The following is a 24,100-nucleotide window of genomic DNA, read 5'->3' as shown; positions in this document are numbered from 1 at the left end:
CTCAATAATCTATTTTATTTCTATAAAAAACTTTAAACATAATAATCAATCCAGTAATAATCATTGGAATTGATAGTATTTGTCCCATAGTGAATATATTATTTAACAGGCCTAATTGAGGATCAGGTTCTCTAAAAAATTCTAGAATAGTTCTAAATATACCATAAGAAACTAGAAATAAGCCGCTGATGCTTCCTGTTGGTCGGTTTTTTTTTGAAAAAAAATAAATTATAAAAAATAAAATAAAACCTTCGAAAAAAAATTCATATAATTGAGAAGGATGACGAGGCAGTGCTCCATATTCATCGAATAGCGTTTTTAATTGCGGATATTTTTTTATTGCTTCTAAATCTTGATATTGAGAATTAGGGAAAATAACTGCATATGAAAAATTTGGCGAAACACGCCCCCATAGTTCACTATTGATGAAATTTCCCAATCTTCCAGCACCTAAACCAAAGGGTACTAAAGGAGTTATAAAATCAGATATTTCTAATATTTTTTTTTTATATTTTAAAGAAAAATATAATATTGTAATCATGCCTCCTATCAATCCTCCATGAAATGACATACCACCTTTCCAGACATAGAATATACATAATATATTTTGAGAAAAATATGAAAAATTATAAAAGATTACATATCCTATTCTACCGCCAATACATGATCCTAAAAAAACAGCATATAATAATATTTCTATTTTTTTTTTATACCATATTTCTTTATTTTTAATGCTATTTTTTTTTCCATACCAGATAGCAAATAAAAAACTAATAAAATACATAAGCCCGTACCAACGAGCAGAAACAGATCCGATAGAAAAAATAACAGGATTCAAGTTTGGAAAAAAAATGTACATTAGTTGATGCAATATCCTTTTATTAAAAAATATTTTATATTATCTAATTTTTTCTAGATTTAATATTTCTTCTATTTTTTGGCGTCTGCGAATAATAGTAGAATTATTATTTTCTAATAATATTTCTTGAATAAGTGGTCTAGTATTATAATTAGATGACATTGAGGCACCATAAGCACCTGTATCATGAAAGATTAAAAAATCCCCTATTTTTATAATTGGTAATCGTCTAGTTTGAATAGTTCCCCCTTCTTTTTGTGTAAAAATATCTCCTGATTCACATAATGGACCTGCAATAATAGTATCAATAGTTTCTTCTTCATTAATAATCCTATTATCTCCAGAAATTACCGATATATGATGGTAGCTACCATACATCGTTGGTCTCATCAAATCATTGAATCCAACATCTATTAAAACAAAAGTTTTATTACTTGTTTTTTTTGTAGCCCATACTTTTGCAATTAAAATACCTGATTCTGCAACTAAGAATCTTCCAGGTTCAATCTCCAATTCAATTTTTTTCCCTAAAAATGCAGATATTTTCTTTCTTGCTTGATCCCATAACATAAAATATTTTTTTATATCAATTGGTTTATCATTAAATTTGTAAGGTATCGGCAATCCTCCACCTGCAGAAATAGATAATATTTTTTGATTTAATTCAAATGCATTTTCTATCATAGATTTACAAACTTTTTTTAAATGTATATAGTTTACTCCTGAACCTATATGCATATGCAAACCCACTAATTTTAGTTTATATTTTTTTATAATTGGTATTGCTAGTAGAGGTTCCCAAATCCCATGCTTACTGTTTTCTCCTCCAGTATTAGTTTTTTTGCTATGCCCATATCCAAATCGTGGATTAATTCTCAGCCACACACGATGGCCAGGAGAAACTTTCCCTAATTGTTTTAACATGTCTAAAGATCCAGCATTAACTGGTATTTTATATTCAACTATTTTAGATAAAGTTTCTTCATCTAAAATATCTGCAGTAAAGATTATTTCATTTTTTTTTGATTCAAATCCAGATGATAAAGCCCTTTCAATTTCACCTAATGAAACGGCATCTATTTTTACGTTTTTATTCTTCATTAAACGTAATATATTAATATTAGAACACGCTTTCTGAGCAAATCTAATAACATCAAATTGTCTTAATAATTTTATTTTTTTATAAATAGTATTGGCATCATAAACCCAAAATGGAGGTTTATATTTTTTGATTAAATCTTTAATATTTTTTCTATTAAAGTTATTTTTAGTATTATTTAAATCTTGTGGCATTTTTTTTCCTATTAAATATTAATAATCACATCTATTAAATGATATATTTTTTATTTATTAAAATAATTTTTCATATGAGCGAAGTGTTGGAAATAAAATCACGTCACGAATGCTAGTTTGATTAGTTAGTAGCATAATTAAACGATCGATTCCAACTCCTAATCCTGATGTTGGTGGCAAACCATACTTTAATGCTTCTATGTAATCTTGATCATAAAATATATTTTTTTGATCTGATTTTTTTTCTTGTTTTATTTGGTTTAAAAATCTAATTTTTTGATCCTCTGCATCATTTAATTCTGAAAATCCATTTGCTATTTCATATCCAGCAATAAATAATTCAAATCTATCAGTTATATTTGGATTTGTATCGTTACGTCTTGCTAGTGGAGAAACTTCTACTGGGTACTCAGTAATGAATGTAGGTTGAATTAATTTTTTTTCTACTGTTTTTTCAAAAATTTCAGTCTCTATTTTACCATTTCCCCAAGTTTTTTTTATTTTTATTCCTATAGATTTTGCAAATTTTTTTATTGTTTTGATATTTTCTAAATCAGATAGTGTTATTGTAGGATTAAATTGAAGAATGGCATCCTTCATAGTCAATCTATTAAATGGTTTGTTAAAGTCAAAATTATATTTAAGATATTTAATCTTAGTATTTTTAAAGATGACTTTTGTAATATTTTTAAAAATATTTTCTATTAATTGCATCATATCTTTATAGTTAGAATATGCAATATATACTTCCATCATAGTAAATTCTGGATTGTGTCGAGTAGATACTCCTTCATTTCGGAAACTTCTGTTCAGTTCAAAAATACGTTCAAAACCACCAATAATTAATTTTTTTAAATATAATTCCGGTGCTATTCTTAAATACATTTTTTCTTTAATTTCATTATGATACGTAATAAAAGGACGAGCGTTTGCGCCTCCTGGAATATTTTGTAGTATGGGAGTTTCTACTTCTAAAAAATTATTTTTTATCAAAAATTTTCGAATAGCCATAATAATATTAGAGCGAGTTTTAAAAATATTAAATAGTTTGTTATTACTGATTAAATCTAGATAACGTTTTCGATAACGTATTTCTTGATTAGATAAACCGTGAAATTTATCTGGTAAAGGTTTTAATGATTTATTTAATATCGTTATATTATTACAATAAATAGATAACTCTCCTGTTTTAGTTTTAAATAATATACCTATTACACCTAAAATGTCTCCAATATCCCATTTTTTAAAATTAGAATTATATAATTCAGATGATATATTTTTCTCTTTTACATAGATTTGTATCGTCCCCTCCATATCTTGTATTGTAAAAAAAGAAGCTTTTCCCATAATACGTCTTTGTATCATTCGACCAGCAACAGAAACTTCAATATTTAATGTGTTAAGTTCATCTCTATTGTTTATAGAATATTTTTTATGAATTTTTTTTGAAGTAGTATTTCTTTGAAAAGAATTTGGAAAAGAAAATCCTTCTTTTTTCATACTAAGAAGTTTTTTTTCTCTTCTTATTATTTCATCATTAACAATATTACTATTTTGTATTTTTTTTATTTCTAACATTTGTATTCCTTATATTCCAATTATCAAACTTTGTTCAATAAAATCATCTAAATCACCATCTAAAACAGATTGAGTATGATTTTTCTCAATACCAGTACGGAGATCTTTAATTTTTGAGTTATCTAATATATATGAACGTATTTGATTCCCCCATGTTATATCTGATTTATTTTTTTCTAGTTTTTGCTTTTCTTCTTGTTTTTTCCTACTTTGCATCTCATATAATTTTGATTTCATTTGTTTTATTGCTTGTTCTTTATTTTTATGTTGAGAACGATTACTTTGACATTGAGTAACAGTATTCGTGGGTAAATGAGTAATACGAACAGCTGATTCAGTTCGATTTACATGTTGACCTCCAGCTCCAGATGCTCTATATACATCAATTCTTAAATCAGAAGAATTAATATTTATATAAATTTTATCATCGATATCTGGATATATAAAAACTGAACTAAATGAAGTATGACGTCGATTGCCTGAATCAAATGGACTTTTTCTAATTAAACGATGTACGCCTGTTTCTGTTCTTAGCCATCCGAAAGCATATTCTCCATATATTTTAACAGTAGATGATTTGATTCCAACTATTTCTCCAATAGATTCATGAATAATTTCTGTTTTAAATCCTTTTTTATCAGCCCATCTTAGATACATTCTAAGTAATATTTTAGCCCAATCTTGTGCTTCTGTTCCTCCCGATCCAGATTGTATATCAAGGTAACAATTACAGATGTCATTTTTTTTTGAAAACATGCGATAAAACTCAAGTTTTTTTATTTTTTTTTCTATTTTTTGTGTTTCTGTAATTGTATCTTTGAATACTATATTATCTTCTGTTTCTATTGCTAATTCTAAAAAAATAATTACTTCTTTTATTTTTATTTCTATATCGTTAATATTTTTAATGATTGAATTTAATAAATATTTTTCTTGATTTAGTTTTTTTATGGATGTTTGTTTTTCCCATGTTTTAAGTGATAATAATTCCAAGTTAATTTCTTCAATTCGATATTCTTTTTGAGTATAGTCAAAGATACCTCTTAAGATCTTCCATACGTTTTTTAAAATTTTTAATTTTATTATTAATAATATTTATTTCTAGCATAATTTTATGATTCTTCTATTAGTAAAAAGTAAATTATAAGAATTTTAAATTTTTTTCGTGTATTTTAAACAGATATAAAAACATTCTTTTTATTATATATATTTAATTATATAGATGCATTTATTTTGATTTGATATAGTTATTTTAAATATTTTTTAGGAAATAGAAAAAATGTCATCATTTATATCTTTACAAAATATTATTTATCCTTCAAGTGAATTATCATTAACAATGATATTTCTTGAAGAATGGTCTATAATTTATGTAGAAGGTTGTGATAGTAAAAAATATCTTCAAAACCAATTGACTATTGATGTAAATTTGCTTCCTAACACAGATCATACTCTTTGTGCTCACTGTAACTTTAATGGAAAAGTATGGAGTGTTATACGTTTATTTCATTATTGTCAAGGCTATGCTTATATTCAAAGAAAAAGTATATCTCAAATTCAAATAAAAGAATTAAAAAAATATTCTATTTTTTCAAAGATAAAAATTACTGAATTAAATAATATTTATTTAATAGGATTAGCGGGATTAAATGCTAGAGCATTTTTATTAAAGTTTTTTATTAAAATACCGAATCAAAAATGCCCAGTAATTCATGAAAAAAACACAACGATACTATGGTTTAAAAAACCAGAAGAGCGATTTTTATTAGTTTTATCTGTAACTGATTTTTTATTCTTAAAAAAAGCAATAAATGAAAATATTTTTTTTAATAATAGTAAACAGTGGTTATTATTAGACATAGAAGCTGGTTTTCCTATTATTGAAAAAGAATCTTCTGAAAAATTTACACCACAAGCAATTAATTTAGATAAACTTAAAGGTATAAGTTTTAAAAAAGGATGTTATTATGGGCAAGAAATAATAGCACGAATATTCTTTAAAAATTTAAATAAAAGTTGTTTATGTTCTTTGATTGGAAAGGGAAATATTTCTCCCAAAGTAGGCTCTCTTCTTGAAGTTCAGATAGAGAATGTATGGTGTAAAATTGGTATTTTATTATCTATAGTTAATATTAAAAACGAAGAAACTTGCATACAGGTTGTTTTATATAAACCTGTAGATGTAAATAATTTATTTAGAATACATGGATTTAAAAACATTTTTTTAATAAATCATTAAATGATTTCGTGAAAATTATATTTTTGTATTCAACGATATAAAGTATTTATCATTTGATTACGATAAATATTTATTTTTTATAAAATTTAGCTAATTTTTTTTGAATATTATGTCTCAAGGCATTCTTTTTATTATTTCAGCTCCGAGTGGAACAGGAAAATCAAGTTTAATTCAGGGATTATTAAAATCAAAAACTACTTTATCTAATATTCAAGTATCTATTTCTCATACTACTCGAATAATGAGGCCTGGTGAATCAAATGGAGAACATTATTACTTTATATCAAAAAAAGAATTTCAGATTATGATTGAACAAGAATCTTTTTTAGAATATGCAAGAGTTTTTAGTAATTATTATGGAACTTCACGTCAATATATCGAACAAATGTTATTTTCTGGAACTGATGTGTTTCTCGATATTGATTGGCAAGGAGCTCAACAAATTCGATATAAAATGCCAAAATCAAAAAGTATTTTTTTATTACCACCATCTAAAGATATATTATATAAAAGATTGAGGAAAAGAGGTCAAGATAGTGATATAGTTATTGCAAAAAGAATGGAAAAAGCAGTAGATGAAATGAAACATTATTCAGAATATGATTATCTTATTATTAATGATAACTTCAAACAAGCTGTTAATGATTTAACAACAATTATCAACGCAGAACATTTATGTTTATTTCGTCAACAAAATAAATATGATCTACTAATTTCTAATTTATTAAAAAGTTAGTTTTTCAAAAAATATCTTTTATATAATTCTATTGAAAAAATAGAATTATATAATTAAATATATAAAGTTCAGTAGATTTATTTTTTTATTTTAAATCAATGTTTTTATTGCGATTAGCTCTTTTTCTTTCATTTTCTTTCAGATGACGCTTACGCAAACGAATTGAGTTAGGTGTAACTTCTACAAGTTCGTCATCATTAATAAATCCGAGTGCTTCTTCTAATGTTAGATTAATAGGTGTAGTTAACATTATAGCTTCATCAGTACCAGATGCTCGCATATTAGTTAGCTTTTTACCAGTTAAACAATTAACCGTTAAATCATTAGAACGACTATGAAGTCCTATTATTTGTCCTTCATATACTTGAGCCCCGTGTCCTATGAATAATTTTCCTCTTTCTTGTAAATTAAATAAAGCAAAACCAACTGCCATACCTTTACTATTAGCTATCAACACTCCATTTTTTCTTTGTCCAATATTATTTTCTTGAACATTATCGTAATGACTAAAAGATGAATAGCAGAGTCCAGTTCCTGAAGTTATACTCATAAAATCTGTACGAAAACCAATTAACGCTCTACTAGATAATACATACTCTAGACGTACTCTTCCCTTAGAATCTATAGTCATATTTTTTAATTCACCTTTTCTTATCCCTATAAATTGCATAATATTCCCTTGATGTTTTTCTTCAATATCTAATATTACATTTTCAAAAGGTTCTTTTTTAAATCCATTAATTTCGCGAAAAATGATTTTTGGACGAGATACCTCTAATTCAAAACCTTCACGACGCATATTTTCAATTAATATAGATAAATGTAATTCACCTCGTCCAGAAACAGAAAAAATATTCGCATCTTTTGTTTCTTTTATCTGCAATGCAACATTATGCATTGTTTCTTTTTTTAATCTTTCTAAAATTTGACGAGAAGTTATATACTTTCCTTCTTTCCCTGAAAATGGTGAAGTGTTAACTGAAAAAAACATATTTACTGTCGGTTCATCTATATTCAGTATTGGAAGAGGTTTTAAATTATCTGGATGACAAATAGTATCAGAGATATTTAATTTATCAAGACCTGTAATAGCAATAATATCTCCTGCTTCTCCACAATCTATTTCTGTTCTTTTTAGTCCTGCATAACTTAAAATTTTATTAACTTTTCCGTTACGGGTTTTTCCTAAATTATTAATAATAGTTACTTGATCGTGTGCTTTTATACATCCTTGTTTGATACGACCGACTCCAATAACTCCTAAATAATTATTATAATCTAGTTGTGAAATTTGCATTTGAAATTTTTGATTTGGGTCAACATTAGGAGCAGGTGCATATTTAATAATACATTCATATAATGGAATCATATTATTCTGCATTTTAAGATAATCTACCCCTGATGTACCAAGAACAGCAGAAGTATAGATAATAGGAAAATCAAGTTGTTGATCATTAGCATCGAGATTAACAAAAAGATCAAAAACTTGATCCACTACCCAATCAGGACGAGAATTTATTCTATCAATTTTATTTATTACAACAATAGGATTTAGACCATACTTAAATGCTTTTTTAGTTACAAAACGAGTCTGTGGCATAGGTCCATCTAATGCATCTACTACTAGTAAGACAGAATCTACCATAGACATCACACGTTCTACTTCACCACCAAAATCAGCATGTCCAGGAGTATCTACTATATTTATTTTATATTCCCCCCATTTTATGGAAGTATTTTTAGATAAAATAGTAATTCCTCGTTCTTTTTCTAAATCATTAGAATCCATGATTCGTTCAGTTTTTTCTTCATGTTCTTGAAATGTTCCTGATTGTCGTAATAGTTGATCAAGTAATGTAGTTTTTCCATGATCAACATGTGCTATAATGGCAATATTTCTTATATTATGATACATTTTTTCCTTCCACAAACCCTTTATGAATAACAAGATATACTTCAGACTAGTTTAAGATAGAATTAAAAGAAAAGATCAATTATTGAGGAGTATAGTATATATACTGTCTTAATAGTAAGACATAAACACACATAAAAACACTTTTTTTAAAATAAATTATACAAAATACAATCATAATCTTATTAAGATTATAACAGTGCTTCTAAATTACAAATTTATTTATATAAACCATGAAATGTTTTAAAATTTTAATAATTAGGATGAAAAATTGAACGCATTAGACTATACAAAAACAAATTTTTTAAAAAGTTATTCACAAGCGACTGATATAGAAATCCAAGATGGTGTTGAAATTGCATTTGTTGGTTATTCTAATTCAGGAAAATCTAGTGCTATTAATGCATTAACTAATCAAAAAAAATTATCTCGTTTTAGCAAAACTCCCGGTAGAACTCAACTCATTAATTTTTTTGAAATAGTTTCTGGTTTTAGAATAGTTGATCTTCCGGGATATGGTTATGCTAAAGTACCTTTATTAGTAAGAGAAAAATGGCAAAGAAAAATATATTATTATTTAGAAAAAAGAGATCAAATAAAAGGTTTAGTACTGTTAATGGATATTAGACATCCTCTTAAAACGCTTGATCAAAAAATAATCAATATAGCTACCAGTAAAAAAATCTCTGTTTTTGTTTTATTAAATAAATGTGATAAAATGAAAGAAGTTCAACAAAAAATACAATTAAATAAAGTATATGAAAAATTATACACATTATTCAATTCTTTTGAAATTGAATTATTTTCGTCTGTGAAAAAGATTGGCATTAAAAAATTACAACTAAAGTTAGATCATTGGTATAAAACATATTTTATTTTAAATAATTAATTATGTCCATAGAATAAATAAAATATAAAAAATACTAGTATTAAAAAGTAGTTTTTAAAAAATTGTTATTGAAATATAATTCATTATTTTTTTAAAATATAATTTTTAAAAATTTTAAATAAATTTTCGGAACAATTTGATTTTATAAGCATATCTTTTGATGTTATTTCAATGGGAATATCTAATTTTATAGCTGCCAGTTGATATGATAGAAAAGCTATTTCCTTGTTATTTTTCAGCTGAATAGCAATATTTTTAGCATTCCTAAGTGGTAAAAATGATATTTTTTCAATATTTTCATAAATATTTTTAATATTAGAGAACTTATTAACTAAGAATAATGCAGTTTTTATTCCAATTTTAGGGATTCCTGGGATATTATCAGAAACATCTCCCATTAAAGCTAGAAAATCAATAAATTCTTTGGGTTGTATACCATATTTTTTTTTTATTATATCTGGTGTAACGACACTATTACTTTTTTTGTTTAGTAAACTAATATTTCGTGTTACAAGTTGTAGCATATCTTTATCATGACTGATAATTAAAATTTTTTCTCCTTTTTGTTCTAATTTATGTGCTAAACTTCCAATAATATCATCTGCTTCGATTCCTGGAATCGTTAATATTTTAATGCCAATTTTTTTAAGTATTCTAAAAAGGGGTTTAATTTGAATAAAAAGTTCGTTAGGCATAGAAGGTCGATTATTTTTATATTCTTTAAAAAGTTTCGTTCTGAATGTTTTTTTAGAAGAATCAAAAACAATAATAATTTTTTTTGAATTTTTGTATTTTTGTAAAATATTATGAATCATTTTTAATATACCATATATTGCACCAGATGGTTCTCCTAAAATGCTTTCAAAGTTACGAAATCCATAAAAAGATGAATATAAGTACAGACTTCCGTCAATGATAATAACCGGAGGTTTTTTTATTTGATGCATATTTTTTACCTAATTTTTGAATTTAAATAAAAATTATCTCTACAAAAAATGTTTATTTAAATAAGTAGTCTTGATTAAATATTCTCATATAAAACATTTTATTATATAAAATTTTTTTAAACAATTACGCGATTTACTGTGTATTTTTTATTTCTTTTTAATTAAGAATTGAATTAATTCAATATATTTTTGAGAAAAATTTTCTTTAAAAGCATTTTCTATTTTTGCATAATCAATAATGTATTTTCCATGAATAAGCATTGTTGGAACATGATCTAAGTTAGATTTTTCAACATCTTTATTTTTTTTTTGCACGAGTATTTTAAGTGTTAGACTGTTCCAAAAATTATTGAATTTTTTTTCACTAACTCCTCCATCTTTTTTAAAGATTTTTTTTATACTATCGATATTATTAATTGTATGAGTTTCTTGAATGGCTTTAAAGATAGGGAGCACGATTTTTTCTTCGATCCCAATTTGTTCGGCTATTATCCAAGATTTTGTTAAAATATGACTTAATTCCCCTCCGAAAAAATTAACATGATATGTTTGAACGTTTATATTTTTTATTAAACTTTTAGTATTATGTATTTTTTTAAATTCATAGCAATATGGACAAAAAAATGAAAAAAAGTCCATGACTTTAGGAACATTGTGTATACTTTTATGTTTTATAATATAATCTTTTTGATTATGAAATTCATAAGCAGAAGTATTGCAAGATAAGAAGATACTGCATATTATAATTAATATTTTTTTCATCTAAATTTTCTAATTTAATTTGTTATTAATTCTATATTATAAGTTTTTTAAAAGTAATGAGAAATAATTTTTTAATAACATATAAGTATAAATATTATATCTGTATATTTTATACCTTGTAAAATAGTTCCTTAATAATTTAAAAGAGAGATATATATTATATATTATGAAAAAAAAAATAAATATTAAGGTTAATAACCACACTCCAATGATAAAACAGTATTTATCTTTAAAAGCAAAATATCCTGATATGTTACTATTTTATCAAATGGGTGATTTCTACGAGTTATTTTATAAAGATGCTGAACGTATTTCAGAACTGTTAAAAATCACTTTAACAAAAAAAGGATTTTCAAATAATAAAATTATACCAATGGCTGGAGTTCCATGTCATACAGCGGAATATTATTTATCAAAACTAATAAAATTAGGTGAATCTGTTGCAGTATGCGATCAAATGAGAGAAAAATGTTCTAAAAATAAATTAATTACGCGTAAAATTGTTCGTGTTATCACCCCTGGTACCGTTACAGATGAAGCTTTTCTTGAAGAAAGTGAAGATAATTTTATAGCTTCTATTTGGAAAGAAAAAAATGAATTTGGATATTCTATATTAGATATTTCTTTAGGTTTTTTTGGTGTTTCTAAATATTCTGATGTTAATTCTTTGCTATCAGAAATCGAACGTACTAATCCTAAAGAGATACTTTATCCAGAAAATTTTTCTGATATTTTTTTGATTGAAAATAGAGTATGTATTCGTCCACGTTCATTATTAGAATTTGATTTAGAAACATCTTATAAATTACTTAATTTGCAATTTAAAACTTACAGTTTAAATGGATTTGGTATAGAAAAAAATAATTTCATAATACGTCCAGCTGGTTGTTTACTTGAATATGTTAAAACAACACACATGACTGCATTACCTAATATTCGTGAAATAAAATACAACTATATAGAAGATAATATTTCAATGAACGCTAGTACACGCAAAAATCTTGAACTTACTCAAAATTCTTTAGGAGAAAAAAAAAATACTTTGTCTTCAATATTAAATAAAACAGTAACATCTATGGGTGGTAGAATGTTAAATCGCTGGTTACATTCCCCATTAAAGAATTTTGATATAGTTAAAAAACGTCATGAAAGTGTTAAAAATTTACAGTTTTTTTATAAAGAATTACAGCCTATTCTGCGTCAAGTTAATGATTTAGAAAGAATCTACTCTCGGTTATCTTTGCGTACCGCTTCTCCTCATGATTTTGTAAGAATGCGTTCTACATTAAAAATTTTACCTGATTTGCATATAATTTTAAAAAAAATACAGGTAAAGCATATTAAAAAAATACGTTTATCTATTGGTTATTTTACAAAAATTTTATTTTTATTAAATAAAGCTATTAGCTTAAAGCCATCTTCATCTATTCGAGATGGTGGTGTAATAGCATCAAATTACAATATTACTCTTGATGAGTTACGAGCTATTAAAATTAATTCGAATGAATACATCACTAATTTTGAAAAAGAAGAAAAAAGAAAATTAATGATTGAATCATTTAAAATTAAATTCAACAAAATTATTGGATATTATATTCAGGTTAGCAAACGTCATATTCATTTAATTCCAAAATACTATATCAAAATACAAACATTAAAAAATACAGAACGTTATAGCATTCCTTTGCTAAAAGAATATGAAGAGAAAATTTCTCAATCAGAAACACAGTCTTTATTTTTAGAAAAAAAATTATATGAAGAAATTTTTGATATTATAGAGCCATTTTTAGAAAAATTACAAGATAGTGCATTAGCATTGTCAGAATTAGATGTATTAGTAAATTTATCTGAGCGTGCTATATCTTTAAATTATGTTCAGCCTGTTATGACTAAAAAATATGGTATTTCCATATTAGAAAGCCGTCATCCAGTTGTAGAATGTTTTTTAAAAACACCGTTTATAAAAAATTCTATAGTTTTATCGAAAAAACAAAGAATGATTATCATAACGGGTCCGAATATGGGTGGGAAAAGTACTTATATGCGTCAAATTGCTCTTATTACAATAATGGCTTGGATAGGTAGTTTTGTTCCTGCTGAATATGCATCTATCAGTTTAATTGATAAGATATTTACAAGAATTGGTTCTTCTGATGATTTGAGTAATGGATATTCAACATTTATGATGGAAATGACAGAAATATCTAATATTCTTCATAATGCAACATCTAATAGTTTAGTCTTGATTGATGAATTAGGTAGAGGAACTTCTACTAATGAAGGATTATCTTTAGCTTGGTCGTGTTCAAGATACTTAATTAATAAGAATAAATCTATGACGTTATTATCTACTCATTTTTTTGAGTTAACAAAATTAGAATTAATAGAAAAGTTTGTAAAAAATTTCTACTTTACTGCAGTGGAAAAAAATTTACATATAGCTTTTTTATATAAAATTCAACGTGGTGTTTCAAAAAAAAGTTATGGTATATCAGTAGCTTCATTATCTGGATTGCCTGATATTGTTATACAAAATTCAAAAGAAAAACTAATAGAATTAGAAAATACATAATTTTTTATTTATAATCACTACTTTTTTTACTAAGAATATATAAATATTTTTTACATAAAAATTGAACTTTACTATTTATATAGTAGAAAAAAATCAATATTTTCTGTAAATTATATTTTATTAATAATATTAAGTGTTTAATGCGATGAAACGTGGATGTTGAGTACGATGAAAAATCACAATATGCTTGATCTTTTAGTCCCTTTAAGTACAGAGCAATTGAATTGTTTAAAAAAACTTGAAAGTACTTGTTCTAATATTCAATGTGCTTGGTTATCAGGTTATTTTTGGAAAGCAGCTAATCATACATCTAATTCAGTATCTCACAAAATAATAAATGAATTAAATGATAAGGATCAAGTTATAACTATTATTTCGGCTTCTCAAACTGGAAATGGTAAGTTACTATCTAAACGTCTTTATGAATATTTTAATAAAAATAATAAAAAAAGTCGTTTGATTGATGCTCTCGATTATAAATTTAAAAAAATCAAAGATGAAAAAATATTAATTTTAATTATTTCCACTCAAGGAGAAGGAGAACCTCCAGAAGAGGCGCTATCTCTATATAAATTTATAATGTCAAAAAAAGCTCCAAAATTAGACAATTTATATTATAGTATTTTTGGATTGGGAGATACATCCTATAATCTATTTTGTCAAGCAGGAAAGGATTTTGATAAAAGATTTAAAGAATTAGGTGCCAGTTCTTTACTAGATCGACTTGATGCTGATATTGAATATGAAGATATGTATAATCAATGGTCTAAAGAGTTATTAATATCTATTAATAATAAAAATATCATTTCAAATTCTTCTTCATTATTTTCTGATAAAGAAGATAAATCTATTATTTCTAATCCCATTTATACAAAAAAAAACCCTGCTATAGCTACCATATTAACTAATCAAAAAATAACTGGTCGTGCTTCTAAAAAAGATGTTCATCATATTGAAATTGATATCGCTAATTTAAACATTAATTATACACCTGGTGATGCAATTGGCGTTTGGTATAAAAATGATATTCACTTAGTAAAAAAAATACTAGAATTACTTTCTATTAAAACATCTGATATCGTTAAGATAAATACTGATACTATGACAATTTTTGATGCTTTAAGAAATCATTTTGAATTAACTAATAATACTAAACCTATTGTGAGAAATTATGCAAATTTTACAAAAAATAAAATTTTAAAAAACATCATCTGTAGTGATGTTAATTTACAGAATTATGTTTCTGAAACTCCGTTAATTAATATGATAAATAATCATCCATCTAAAATTTCTGCTGAACAATTAATTAGTTTTTTACGTCCATTGACTCCTCGATTATATTCCATTTCTTCATCGCAAGCGGAAATTGATAATGAAATTCATATTACTGTTGGAGTAGTAAAAAAATTAATTTCTGGTTGTTTTCATTTAGGAGGGGCTTCTGGTTATCTTTCACAATTGTTAAAGCCTGATGATGTAGTGAGAATTTTTGTTGAAACTAATAATAACTTTCGTTTACCTCTTAATAAAGATACGTCCATTATAATGATTGGTTCAGGAACAGGTATTGCTCCATTCCGTTCTTTTATTCAACAACGAGATAATGATGGATCTAAAGGAAAAAATTGGATTTTTTTTGGGAATCCTAGTTTTACTGAAGATTTTTTATATCAAGTAGAATGGCAACAATATATAAAGAAAGGACTTCTTACTAAGATGAATTTAGCTTGGTCACAAGATCAAGAACACAAAATATATGTACAAGACAAAATAAGAGAAAATGGAAAAGAAATATGGTCTTGGATACAAGATGGAGCTCAAATATATGTCTGCGGGAATGCATCTAAAATGGCGAAAGATGTTGAAAAAGCATTATTAGATATTATCAGCGAGAATAGTGGTATGAATTTTGAAGATTCTGATGAATATTTAAATAATCTTCGTATGAATCAACGTTATCAAAGAGATGTATATTAATGAAAAAAAATAATAAAAAAACAGTTTTAGAAACAAAAATGACTGATGCAGAACGTATTAAAAAAAATAGCAATTATCTTAGAGGAACGATTGTTGATGATTTAAAAAATGAAATTACCAATGGTTTTAGTGGAGATAACTTTTCACTTATTCGATTCCATGGTATGTACCAACAAGATGATCGTGATTTACGTTTAGAACGTAACGAACAGAAATTAGAACCACGTTATGCAATGATGCTACGTTGTCGATTGCCGGGTGGAGTTATTCAAGCAAAAAAATGGTTAAAAATTGACTTTTTTGCTAGTAAACACACGTTATATGGTACGATTAGATTAACAAATCGTCAAACTTTTCAATTTCATGGAATTTTAAAGAAAAAGTTGAAAGATGTACACAAAATGTTACATGATATAGAATTAGATTCATTAGGTACTGCTAATGATGTAAATAGAAATGTACTTTGTACATCTAATCCGATGGAATCTGTAATTCATCAAGAAGCTTACGAATGGGCTAGAAGCATTTCAAATTTTTTATTACCACATACTAAAGCATATGCAGAAATCTGGTTAGATCAAAAAAAAATTGCTACAACAGATAAAGAACCCATTTTAGGACAAACTTATTTACCAAGAAAATTTAAAACAACAGTAGTAGTTCCACCCTATAACGATGTAGATTTATATGCTAATGATATGAATTTCATTGCTATTACAAAAAACAAAAAAATTATTGGATTCAATCTCTTAATAGGAGGTGGTCTATCTTTCATTCATGGAAATAAAAGTACATGGCCATTTCTTGCAAAAGAATTAGGTTATATTTCTGTGCAAGATACATTATCTGTTGCTAGAGCTATAGTGACAACACAAAGAGATTGGGGAAATCGTACTGATCGTTCTAATGCAAAAACTAGGTATACTATTGACAACTTCAGTTTAGAGTCTTTTAAAAAAGAAGTAGAAAACAGAGCAAATATATCTTTTGAACCTATTCGTAATTACTATTTTACAAGTAGAGGAGATAGATTTGGTTGGATTCAAGATATTAATAACAACTGGAGTCTAACATTATTCATTCCAAATGGACGTATATATGATGATAATAATCAATTATTGAAATCGGGATTATCAAAAATAGCAAATATTCATGAAGGTAATTTTAGACTGACATCTAATCAAAATATAATTATTTCTGAAGTATCTGAAAGTAATAAAAATGAAATAGAAAAAATAGCTTTATCATATGGATTGATAAAAAAAACGAGTAGTTTACGTCAAAATTCTATGGCATGTGTTTCTTTTCCTACTTGTCCTTTAGCTATGGCTGAAGCCGAACGTGTACTATCTTTTTTTATTACTCAATTAGAAAATATCATGTTAAAATATCATGTAGAAAACGAAACAATAATTTTTCGTATTTCTGGATGTCCAAATGGTTGTGGTAGATCTTTATTAGCCGAAATTGGTTTAATTGGAAAATCTATGGGTCGATACAATTTATATATAGGAGGAAATCGAATAGGTAATAGAATTCCCAAAATTTATAAAGAAAATATTACTGAAAAAGAAATATTAATTCATTTAGAAAATTTAATTAAGATATGGTCGAATAAAAGAAAAAAACAAGAAGATTTTGGGGATTTTATTATTAGAAAAGGTATTGTAAAAGAAATCATTAATCCTATTGTAGATTTTTGGAGTTAGTATGGAGAAATTATAATGTCTATATTTAATCATAAAGAATTTTTTTCATTAAATTCTGAAAAAAAAAATAAGATTCTATCTGAACTTAATTTATCAATATCAAATTACTCAACAGAAGAGAGAATTTCTTGGGCGTTAAAAAATTTACCTTGTACGCATATTATGTCATCTAGTTTTGGAATTCATTCAACGGTATTATTACATTTAGTAATTCAACAAAAACCAGATATTCCCATTATATTAATTGATACGGGTTATTTATTTCCTCAAACATATAACTTTATTGATAGATTAACTGACAAATTTCATTTGAATTTAAAGGTTTTTAGATCAAAAATCTCTCCTGCATGGCAAGAAGCACGATATGGAAAATTATGGGAAAAGGGAATAAAAGGTATTGATTTTTATAATAACATGAATAAAGTAGAACCAATGAATTTGGCTTTAAAACAATTATCAGCAAAAACATGGTTTGCTGGATTACGTTATGATCAGTCGAAAAGTAGGAGTTTACTACCATATCTTTCTATTAAAAAAACGACTATTTTTAAAATATTACCGATATTAGATTGGTCTAAAGATAAAATATATCATTATATAAGAAAAAATAAGTTAGATGTCCATCCTTTATTTAACGAAGGATATTTGTCTGTGGGAGATATACATACAAGTAAGAAACATATTCCTGGAATGTTAGAAGAAGAAACTCGTTTTTTTGGATTAAAACGAGAATGTGGTCTGCATGAAAATTAGATTTCTAATTTAAAATATAAAAAAATAATTATCATGTAATTATTATTGCTTATTTTATATAGAAGTATAAGGAAAAATATTTATTTTCTTTACTCGATAATTTACTATATCGCGAATTGGATCTTTATTTAAAATATATTCAAGATACGAACGATTAATATTTTGCACGAAAATTATTTCATCATAATTTTTTTCTTGTCCTATGATAATAAAAATTTTTTTATCAGAATAATATTTTAGCCATTCGATATGTTGTAATGAGACTATATTTTTTTTATCAATATACTTCTTGTATATTATATCTAATATATACATGTTTTTTCTTTTTTAATTATATTTTAAGATTTTATAATTTAATCTAAAATATTTATAAGTTATTCATAATTATATCACAAAAAATTTTTTAAATTTAAAATTTTTTTGATTTACTTAAAATAAGGTAACCGTGAATTATCTTCCTCTTTTTTTAGATTTAAAATCTAAAAATGTTTTAGTTGTTGGTGCTGGAGAAGTTGCATTTAATAAAATTACATTACTTCTTCGTGCTGAGGCTAAAATAAATATTATTGCTAAAGAATTATGCCAAGAAGTTGAATTGCTTGTAAGTCAAAAAAAAGTGAATTGGATATCTAAAGAATTTAATCCATCGTATTTACATAAAATATTTCTAGTAATTTCAGCTACAAATAATATAAAATTAAATAAACATATATTTGATATATGTAATAAACATTATTTATTAGTGAATACAGTGGATGATAAATTAAAATGTTCTTTTATTTTTCCTTCTATTATTGATCGTAATCCTATAATTGTAGCTATTTCTTCAGGAGGTACTGCTCCTGTTTTATTACGTTTTTTACGTGAAAAAATTGAGTCTATTTTACCGATGAGATTAGGTGATGTTGCTCAAATTGCCGGTGAATGGAGATCAGTAATTAAAAAGCATTTTTCTAATTTTTTACAAAGGAGACATTTTTGGGAAAGATTATTTAAAAGCATGTTCGTTGAACATATACTTAATGGGAAAAAAAAACAAGCTATTAGTGTTTTAAAAGAAAATATGAATTTTAATAATTCATCAAGAGGAGAAATTATTTTAGTAGGAGCTGGACCAGGTGATAGTGGTTTATTAACTTTACGAGGATTACAGATGCTTCAAGAAGCAGATGTAGTTTTGTATGATTATTTAATTTCTTCAGATGTTTTAGATTTAATTCGTCGTGATGCCAAGCGTATATGTGTTGGAAAACGTGCTGGTTTTAAAAATATTACTCAAAATAAAATCATTGAACTATTAATACGTTTGGCAAGACAAGGAAAAAAAGTAGTACGTTTAAAAGGTGGAGATCCTTTTATTTTTGGAAGAGGTGGTGAAGAAATAGAAGCAGCAAGAAAAGAAGGTATTAATTTTCAAGTAGTTCCAGGGATCACTTCTGCAATTGGTATTGCAGCTTATACTGGTATACCGTTAACGCATCGTAAATATGCACAAGGTGTGATATTTATTACGGGACATAAGTCTAAGAATGGTTTTTTAAACAATTGGTCAATCTTATCTGATTCTTCTTATACTTTAGTAATATATATGGGTACTTTACAAGCCGTGGATATTTCTAAAAAACTTATTGCATTGGGTCGTTCAAAATCAACACCAATAGCGATTGTTGGGCATGGAACTACTATCAATCAAAAAGTGATTATAAGTTCTTTAAACGACGTTGAAAAAATAATTAATTTTTCTATCACTCCTTCTCTATTAATTATTGGAGATGTTGTTCATTTACATAAAAAATTATCCTGGTTTCACAATGAAAATGCATTTAATAATACTCAGATGATATCTTCATATAAAAAATGAATTTGAGGGGAAATAATGTTTAAAAAAAATACTACTTATTTACGTCAATTAGAATCAGAAAGTATTTACATCTTTAGAGAAGTAATAGCCGATTTTCAGAATCCTGTCATGTTATATTCTATTGGAAAAGATTCTTCAGTAATGCTGCATCTGGCAAAAAAATCTTTTTATCCTGGAAGGATACCATTTCCTTTGCTGCATATAGACACTGGATGGAAATTTAAAGAAATGTATATTTTCCGGGATTATATTGCTAATACTTCCAAAGTAGAATTAATAGTTCATTCTAATTCAAAAGGAAAATTATTAGGCTTAAATCCTTTTCAAAGTGGAGGGAGTAAATATACTGATATTATGAAAACCGAAGGGTTAAAAGAAGCTATAAATAAGTATAATTTTGATGCTGCTTTTGGTGGAGCTAGAAGAGATGAAGAAAAGTCACGATCTAAAGAACGTATTTATTCTTTTCGTGATTCATTTCATCAATGGGATCCAAAAAAACAACGTCCTGAATTATGGTGGAATTATAATGGAGAAATTAATAAAGGAGAAAATATTCGTGTTTTTCCACTTTCTAATTGGACTGAGTTGGATGTATGGCAATATATTTTTTTAGAAAAAATTGAAATTGTTCCGCTTTATTTTGCTGCTATGCGTCCAGTATTAGAAAGAGATGGAGCCTTGATTGTAATTGATGATACACGTATTAACATTAATTCTAATGAAGTAATTAAAAAAAGAATGGTAAGATTTCGCACACTAGGTTGTTGGCCTTTAACTAGTGCAATAGAATCAGAGGCTAATAATCTTGAAGACATAATTAAAGAAACTGTAACAGTTACGACGAGTGAAAGAACTGGAAGAGCCATTGATCATGATCAAAAAAGTTCAATGGAATTAAAGAAAAGACAAGGTTATTTTTAATACAAAGGAGACATTCAAAAGATGAATATTAATATCAAAGATAATTTTCATAAATGGTTTGATTTCAATCAAAAAAAAACTTTGTTAAAATTTTTAACATGCGGAAGTGTAGACGACGGTAAGAGTACATTAATTGGTCGTTTATTGCATGATACTAAACAAATTTATGACGATCAATTATCTTCTCTTCAGACTGATAGCAAACGTCATGGAACACAAGGATCTAAAATAGATCTTGCACTTATAGTAGACGGATTACAATCTGAACGTGAACAAGGGATTACAATTGATGTCGCTTATCGTTATTTTTCTACTAATAGAAGAAAATTTATTATTGCAGACACACCTGGTCATGAACAATATACTCGAAACATGGTAACAGGAGCTTCAACATGTGATTTGTCTATTCTATTAGTTGATGCCAGAAAAGGATTGTCTGAACAAACTTATCGACATAGTTTTATTTCTACTCTACTAGGAATTAAATACTTAATTGTTGCTATTAACAAAATGGATTTAGTTGATTATAAAGAAGAAATCTTTATCAAGATAAAAAAAAATTTTTTGGCATTCTCTAAAAAACTTCCTAAGAATATAAATGTTTTTTTCATCCCCGTATCCGCTTTGGTTGGTGAGAATATTGTTTTTAAAAATAATCTTATGCCTTGGTATAACGGTTCAACATTATTGAATATTTTAGAAACAATCACAATTGAAAACAGTACTCATTTAAAAGAAATAAGATTTCCAATACAGTATGTTAATCGTCCTAATTCTAATTTTCGTGGGTATTCTGGAATGTTAGTCTCTGGTACGATATATGTTGGACAGCCTATCAAAATATTACCTGCTTGTATCAATTCTCATGTTTCTCGAATTGTAACTTTTGATGGAGATTTAATAAAAGCTGAAATTGGTCAAGCAATTACCATTGTTTTAAGAGACGAAATAGATATTAATCGAGGAGATTTTTTTGTAAATGTTGATTCTTTTTTAAAGCCTTCTCAAGAAGCTATTATTGATGTTGTTTGGATGACAAATAATGTCTTATTGATAGGACAATCATATAATGTTAAGTTATCTGGTAAAAAAATACGTGTTTATATAAAAGAAATCTTATTTAAAATAGACATTAATACTTTAGTACAAGAAAAAAGTGATTCTCTTAATTTAAATGGTATTGGTCGAATTAAAGTGACATTTAGTGAACCTGTTATTTTTGATACTTATAATGATAATAGAATGACGGGTAGTATGATTTTTATTGATCTTATAACAAATATTACAGTTGGTGCAGGAATGATTAAATATAGTTTAAACAACGAAAATCAGATATTATCTAATAACAAAACAGATTTTGAATCAGATTTTCATTCTTTAATTTCTAAATATTTTCCACATTGGAATATACCAAAATTAGCAATAAAAAAGGTTTCTGGTCAACATGAATAATAATTGTCAAAAAAATATTTTCTGGCAGAAATATTCTATTACACGTACGAAACGTGAGCAAAAGAATGGTCATAAATCAATTGTATTATGGTTTACTGGATTGTCAGGTTCGGGAAAATCAACTATTGCTAATTTTTTAGAAGAAATATTATTTAAAAATGGTATTAGTACTTATTTGTTAGATGGAGATAACATTAGATCTGGTTTATGTTCTGATTTAGGTTTTAATATTATTGATAGAGAAGAAAATATTAGACGTATTGGAGAAGTAGTTAAATTATTTTTAGATTCTGGTATGATAATATTAGTATCAGTTATTTCTCCTTATAGATCTCAAAGAGAAATGATTTGTAAAATGTTAGGAAAAGAAAATATATTAGAAATATTTATTGATACACCACTCAGTATTTGTGAAATGCGTGATCCTAAAAAATTATATAAAAAAGCTCGTCTTGGAAAAATATCAAATTTTACTGGTATTCAATCTATATATGAAATCCCAGAAAAACCTGATATTATTTTAGACGGTACAGATTTTTTAGAAAAAAATTCGGAAAAGTTAATTAGCATGCTATATGATTATAATATTATATCTTTTATTGATCAAAATGTTAAATAAAAAATATTTATCTAGAATTACATTAATTAGTTAGAGTAAATATGAGATTATTAAAAATATTTTTGTTATCTTTGTTAATTTGGTTACAATATTCTCTTTGGTTAGGAAGAAATGGTATTGTTGATTACATGAAAATACATAAAAAAGTTATAATAGAAAAAAAAAATAATGCTAATCTTGATATCCGTAATAATCAAATTATATTAGACATTAAAAATTTAAACAATCATATTAAAAATTAAAAAAACAGATAAGTAATACAAATTACTTTAAATAAAAAATTTTTTAATATTATTTTGGATATAAAATGATCTTGGTTAATGTATTTCAACCAAAAATTATAGCTATTGTACCTGCTGCAGGAATAGGTAGTAGAATGGAGTCAAATTTACCAAAACAATATATAAAAATTAAAGATCGTACTATTCTTGAGCATACTTTAGCAACACTATTATTGCATCCTAATATAATTCGTATAATTGTAAGTTTGCATCATAAGGATGATTATTTTCATCAATTATCTATATCATCGCATATTCGTATTATTTCTGTTATAGGTGGAAAAAAAAGAATAAATTCAGTTTTATCAGGTTTAATAGTAGCAACAGATGCTGATTGGGTCATAGTTCATGATGCCGTTCGTCCTTGCTTAAGTTATCAAGATTTAGCAAGACTAATATCTATTATTAAAAAAAATCCAGTAGGTGCTCTTTTAGCAAGACCTGTATCTGATACCATTAAATATAGTAGTTTTGATCAAAAAAAAGTACTTTATAGTGTATATAGAAAAAATTTATGGCATGCCCTAACCCCGCAATTATTTCGAATAAATTTACTACGATATTGTTTAAAAAAAATTGTTAACGATAAAGTTAGTATAACAGATGAGGCATCAGCACTAGAATATTGTGGGTATAATCCATTATTAATTACAGGAAGCTGTAAAAATATTAAAATTACTTGGCCTGAAGATCTTCTTCTTGCAAAATTTTATTTGAAAGATTATTCATAACTGAAT

At 25.9% G+C, this 24,100-nt stretch carries 21 protein-coding genes; 13 read left to right on the top strand and 8 right to left on the bottom strand.

Annotation, left to right across the window (positions count from 1 at the left end; translation table 11 throughout):
* Window position 1 precedes the first annotated feature (1 nt).
* The 4 genes from lgt to prfB all read right to left on the bottom strand — a co-directional run bounded on the left by lgt (window position 2) and on the right by prfB (window position 4,838).
* Window positions 2–859, bottom strand: a complete 858-nt coding sequence (gene lgt / locus D9V68_RS02250; protein WP_158357930.1) for a prolipoprotein diacylglyceryl transferase — start codon at window positions 857–859, stop codon at window positions 2–4.
* A gap of 39 nt (window positions 860–898) precedes the next feature.
* On the bottom strand, window positions 899–2,152 hold the full coding sequence (lysA, locus tag D9V68_RS02245; protein ID WP_158357928.1) for a diaminopimelate decarboxylase: 1,254 nt from the start codon (window positions 2,150–2,152) through the stop codon (window positions 899–901).
* Between the two features lie 57 nt (window positions 2,153–2,209).
* Window positions 2,210–3,730 (bottom strand): lysine--tRNA ligase, encoded by a 1,521-nt coding sequence (gene lysS, locus D9V68_RS02240; protein ID WP_158357926.1) that lies wholly within the window; start codon window positions 3,728–3,730, stop codon window positions 2,210–2,212.
* A 9-nt stretch (window positions 3,731–3,739) separates the two neighbouring features.
* Window positions 3,740–4,838, bottom strand: a protein-coding gene (gene prfB, locus D9V68_RS02235) for a peptide chain release factor 2 (RefSeq protein WP_187308322.1) whose coding sequence is annotated in 2 segments (ribosomal slippage) — window positions 3,740–4,762 and window positions 4,764–4,838 — 1,098 coding nt in all. Because the reading frame shifts where the segments join, the coding sequence is not laid out codon by codon here.
* Between the two features lie 171 nt (window positions 4,839–5,009).
* On the opposite strand from prfB, the gene ygfZ reads away from it, so the two are divergent.
* Window positions 5,010–5,969 (top strand): tRNA-modifying protein YgfZ, encoded by a 960-nt coding sequence (ygfZ, locus tag D9V68_RS02230; protein WP_158357922.1) that lies wholly within the window; start codon window positions 5,010–5,012, stop codon window positions 5,967–5,969.
* A gap of 109 nt (window positions 5,970–6,078) precedes the next feature.
* Window positions 6,079–6,705, top strand: coding sequence for a guanylate kinase (gene gmk, locus D9V68_RS02225; protein ID WP_158357920.1), 627 nt, complete (start codon window positions 6,079–6,081; stop codon window positions 6,703–6,705).
* Between the two features lie 85 nt (window positions 6,706–6,790).
* On the opposite strand, the gene typA is transcribed toward gmk, so the two are convergent.
* The gene (gene typA, locus D9V68_RS02220) at window positions 6,791–8,620 is read right to left on the bottom strand and encodes a translational GTPase TypA (RefSeq protein WP_158357918.1); all 1,830 of its coding nucleotides are present in this window, start codon (window positions 8,618–8,620) and stop codon (window positions 6,791–6,793) included.
* Window positions 8,621–8,888: 268 nt separating this feature from the next.
* Here typA and yihA point away from each other — a divergent pair, with 268 nt between their 5' ends.
* Window positions 8,889–9,506 carry a ribosome biogenesis GTP-binding protein YihA/YsxC gene (gene yihA / locus D9V68_RS02215; protein ID WP_158357916.1) on the top strand — a complete coding sequence of 206 codons (618 nt, stop codon included), beginning with the start codon at window positions 8,889–8,891 and terminating at the stop codon, window positions 9,504–9,506.
* 83 nt (window positions 9,507–9,589) lie between these two features.
* Here yihA and D9V68_RS02210 read toward each other — a convergent pair whose 3' ends face one another.
* Window positions 9,590–10,453: a 5'-3' exonuclease gene (locus tag D9V68_RS02210; protein WP_158357914.1), complete on the bottom strand. Its 864-nt coding sequence runs from the start codon at window positions 10,451–10,453 to the stop codon at window positions 9,590–9,592.
* A gap of 147 nt (window positions 10,454–10,600) precedes the next feature.
* Window positions 10,601–11,215, bottom strand: coding sequence for a DsbA family protein (locus tag D9V68_RS02205; protein ID WP_158357912.1), 615 nt, complete (start codon window positions 11,213–11,215; stop codon window positions 10,601–10,603).
* A gap of 166 nt (window positions 11,216–11,381) precedes the next feature.
* Here D9V68_RS02205 and mutS point away from each other — a divergent pair, with 166 nt between their 5' ends.
* The 4 genes from mutS to D9V68_RS02185 all read left to right on the top strand — a co-directional run bounded on the left by mutS (window position 11,382) and on the right by D9V68_RS02185 (window position 18,226).
* Entirely contained in the window at window positions 11,382–13,787 is a 2,406-nt protein-coding gene (gene mutS, locus D9V68_RS02200; protein ID WP_158357910.1) for a DNA mismatch repair protein MutS, read from the top strand.
* Window positions 13,788–13,955: 168 nt separating this feature from the next.
* A complete protein-coding gene (locus D9V68_RS02195; RefSeq protein ID WP_158357908.1) occupies window positions 13,956–15,764 on the top strand; it encodes an assimilatory sulfite reductase (NADPH) flavoprotein subunit in 1,809 nt (602 codons plus the stop codon).
* The gene (cysI, locus tag D9V68_RS02190; RefSeq protein ID WP_158357906.1) at window positions 15,764–17,473 is read left to right on the top strand and encodes an assimilatory sulfite reductase (NADPH) hemoprotein subunit; all 1,710 of its coding nucleotides are present in this window, start codon (window positions 15,764–15,766) and stop codon (window positions 17,471–17,473) included. Before D9V68_RS02195 ends, cysI begins: the two co-directional genes overlap by 1 nt.
* 15 nt (window positions 17,474–17,488) lie before the next feature.
* Complete coding sequence (locus tag D9V68_RS02185) at window positions 17,489–18,226, top strand: phosphoadenylyl-sulfate reductase (RefSeq protein ID WP_158357904.1); 738 nt, start codon at window positions 17,489–17,491, stop codon at window positions 18,224–18,226.
* A gap of 54 nt (window positions 18,227–18,280) precedes the next feature.
* On the opposite strand, the gene D9V68_RS02180 is transcribed toward D9V68_RS02185, so the two are convergent.
* A complete protein-coding gene (locus tag D9V68_RS02180; protein ID WP_158357902.1) occupies window positions 18,281–18,541 on the bottom strand; it encodes a hypothetical protein in 261 nt (86 codons plus the stop codon).
* 130 nt (window positions 18,542–18,671) lie between these two features.
* On the opposite strand from D9V68_RS02180, the gene cysG reads away from it, so the two are divergent.
* From cysG to ispD, 6 genes are all read left to right on the top strand, one after another.
* A complete protein-coding gene (gene cysG, locus D9V68_RS02175) occupies window positions 18,672–20,087 on the top strand; it encodes a siroheme synthase CysG (protein ID WP_158357900.1) in 1,416 nt (471 codons plus the stop codon).
* A gap of 15 nt (window positions 20,088–20,102) precedes the next feature.
* Window positions 20,103–21,011, top strand: coding sequence for a sulfate adenylyltransferase subunit CysD (cysD, locus tag D9V68_RS02170; RefSeq protein ID WP_158357898.1), 909 nt, complete (start codon window positions 20,103–20,105; stop codon window positions 21,009–21,011).
* Between the two features lie 21 nt (window positions 21,012–21,032).
* Window positions 21,033–22,463 carry a sulfate adenylyltransferase subunit CysN gene (gene cysN, locus D9V68_RS02165; protein WP_158357896.1) on the top strand — a complete coding sequence of 477 codons (1,431 nt, stop codon included), beginning with the start codon at window positions 21,033–21,035 and terminating at the stop codon, window positions 22,461–22,463.
* Entirely contained in the window at window positions 22,456–23,082 is a 627-nt protein-coding gene (gene cysC / locus D9V68_RS02160; protein ID WP_158357894.1) for an adenylyl-sulfate kinase, read from the top strand. Before cysN ends, cysC begins: the two co-directional genes overlap by 8 nt.
* 41 nt (window positions 23,083–23,123) lie before the next feature.
* Window positions 23,124–23,324, top strand: coding sequence for a septum formation initiator family protein (locus D9V68_RS02155; RefSeq protein WP_158357892.1), 201 nt, complete (start codon window positions 23,124–23,126; stop codon window positions 23,322–23,324).
* 65 nt (window positions 23,325–23,389) lie between these two features.
* A complete protein-coding gene (gene ispD / locus D9V68_RS02150) occupies window positions 23,390–24,094 on the top strand; it encodes a 2-C-methyl-D-erythritol 4-phosphate cytidylyltransferase (RefSeq protein ID WP_158357890.1) in 705 nt (234 codons plus the stop codon).
* Window positions 24,095–24,100 lie beyond the last annotated feature (6 nt).

Origin of the sequence: Buchnera aphidicola (Hyperomyzus lactucae), assembly GCF_005081705.1 — a bacterium.
In the GTDB taxonomy this organism is placed as follows: Bacteria; Pseudomonadota; Gammaproteobacteria; order Enterobacterales; family Enterobacteriaceae; genus Buchnera; species Buchnera aphidicola_Y.
The sequence above is the reverse complement of the archived record's forward strand: the minus strand, read 5'-3'. Positions and strand labels throughout refer to the sequence as shown.

Bases quoted from the DNA above. Each gene is read 5' to 3' on its own strand.
- lgt (WP_158357930.1), bottom strand. From the start codon at position 859: ATGTACATTTTTTTTCCAAACTTGAATCCTGTTATTTTTTCTATCGGA.
- lysA (WP_158357928.1), bottom strand. From the start codon at position 2,152: ATGCCACAAGATTTAAATAATACTAAAAATAACTTTAATAGAAAAAAT.
- lysS (WP_158357926.1), bottom strand. From the start codon at position 3,730: ATGTTAGAAATAAAAAAAATACAAAATAGTAATATTGTTAATGATGAA.
- ygfZ (WP_158357922.1), top strand. From the start codon at position 5,010: ATGTCATCATTTATATCTTTACAAAATATTATTTATCCTTCAAGTGAA.
- gmk (WP_158357920.1), top strand. From the start codon at position 6,079: ATGTCTCAAGGCATTCTTTTTATTATTTCAGCTCCGAGTGGAACAGGA.
- typA (WP_158357918.1), bottom strand. From the start codon at position 8,620: ATGTATCATAATATAAGAAATATTGCCATTATAGCACATGTTGATCAT.
- D9V68_RS02210 (WP_158357914.1), bottom strand. From the start codon at position 10,453: ATGCATCAAATAAAAAAACCTCCGGTTATTATCATTGACGGAAGTCTG.
- D9V68_RS02205 (WP_158357912.1), bottom strand. From the start codon at position 11,215: ATGAAAAAAATATTAATTATAATATGCAGTATCTTCTTATCTTGCAAT.
- mutS (WP_158357910.1), top strand. From the start codon at position 11,382: ATGAAAAAAAAAATAAATATTAAGGTTAATAACCACACTCCAATGATA.
- D9V68_RS02195 (WP_158357908.1), top strand. From the start codon at position 13,956: ATGAAAAATCACAATATGCTTGATCTTTTAGTCCCTTTAAGTACAGAG.
- cysI (WP_158357906.1), top strand. From the start codon at position 15,764: ATGAAAAAAAATAATAAAAAAACAGTTTTAGAAACAAAAATGACTGAT.
- D9V68_RS02185 (WP_158357904.1), top strand. From the start codon at position 17,489: ATGTCTATATTTAATCATAAAGAATTTTTTTCATTAAATTCTGAAAAA.
- D9V68_RS02180 (WP_158357902.1), bottom strand. From the start codon at position 18,541: ATGTATATATTAGATATAATATACAAGAAGTATATTGATAAAAAAAAT.
- cysD (WP_158357898.1), top strand. From the start codon at position 20,103: ATGTTTAAAAAAAATACTACTTATTTACGTCAATTAGAATCAGAAAGT.
- cysN (WP_158357896.1), top strand. From the start codon at position 21,033: ATGAATATTAATATCAAAGATAATTTTCATAAATGGTTTGATTTCAAT.
- cysC (WP_158357894.1), top strand. From the start codon at position 22,456: ATGAATAATAATTGTCAAAAAAATATTTTCTGGCAGAAATATTCTATT.
- D9V68_RS02155 (WP_158357892.1), top strand. From the start codon at position 23,124: ATGAGATTATTAAAAATATTTTTGTTATCTTTGTTAATTTGGTTACAA.
- ispD (WP_158357890.1), top strand. From the start codon at position 23,390: ATGATCTTGGTTAATGTATTTCAACCAAAAATTATAGCTATTGTACCT.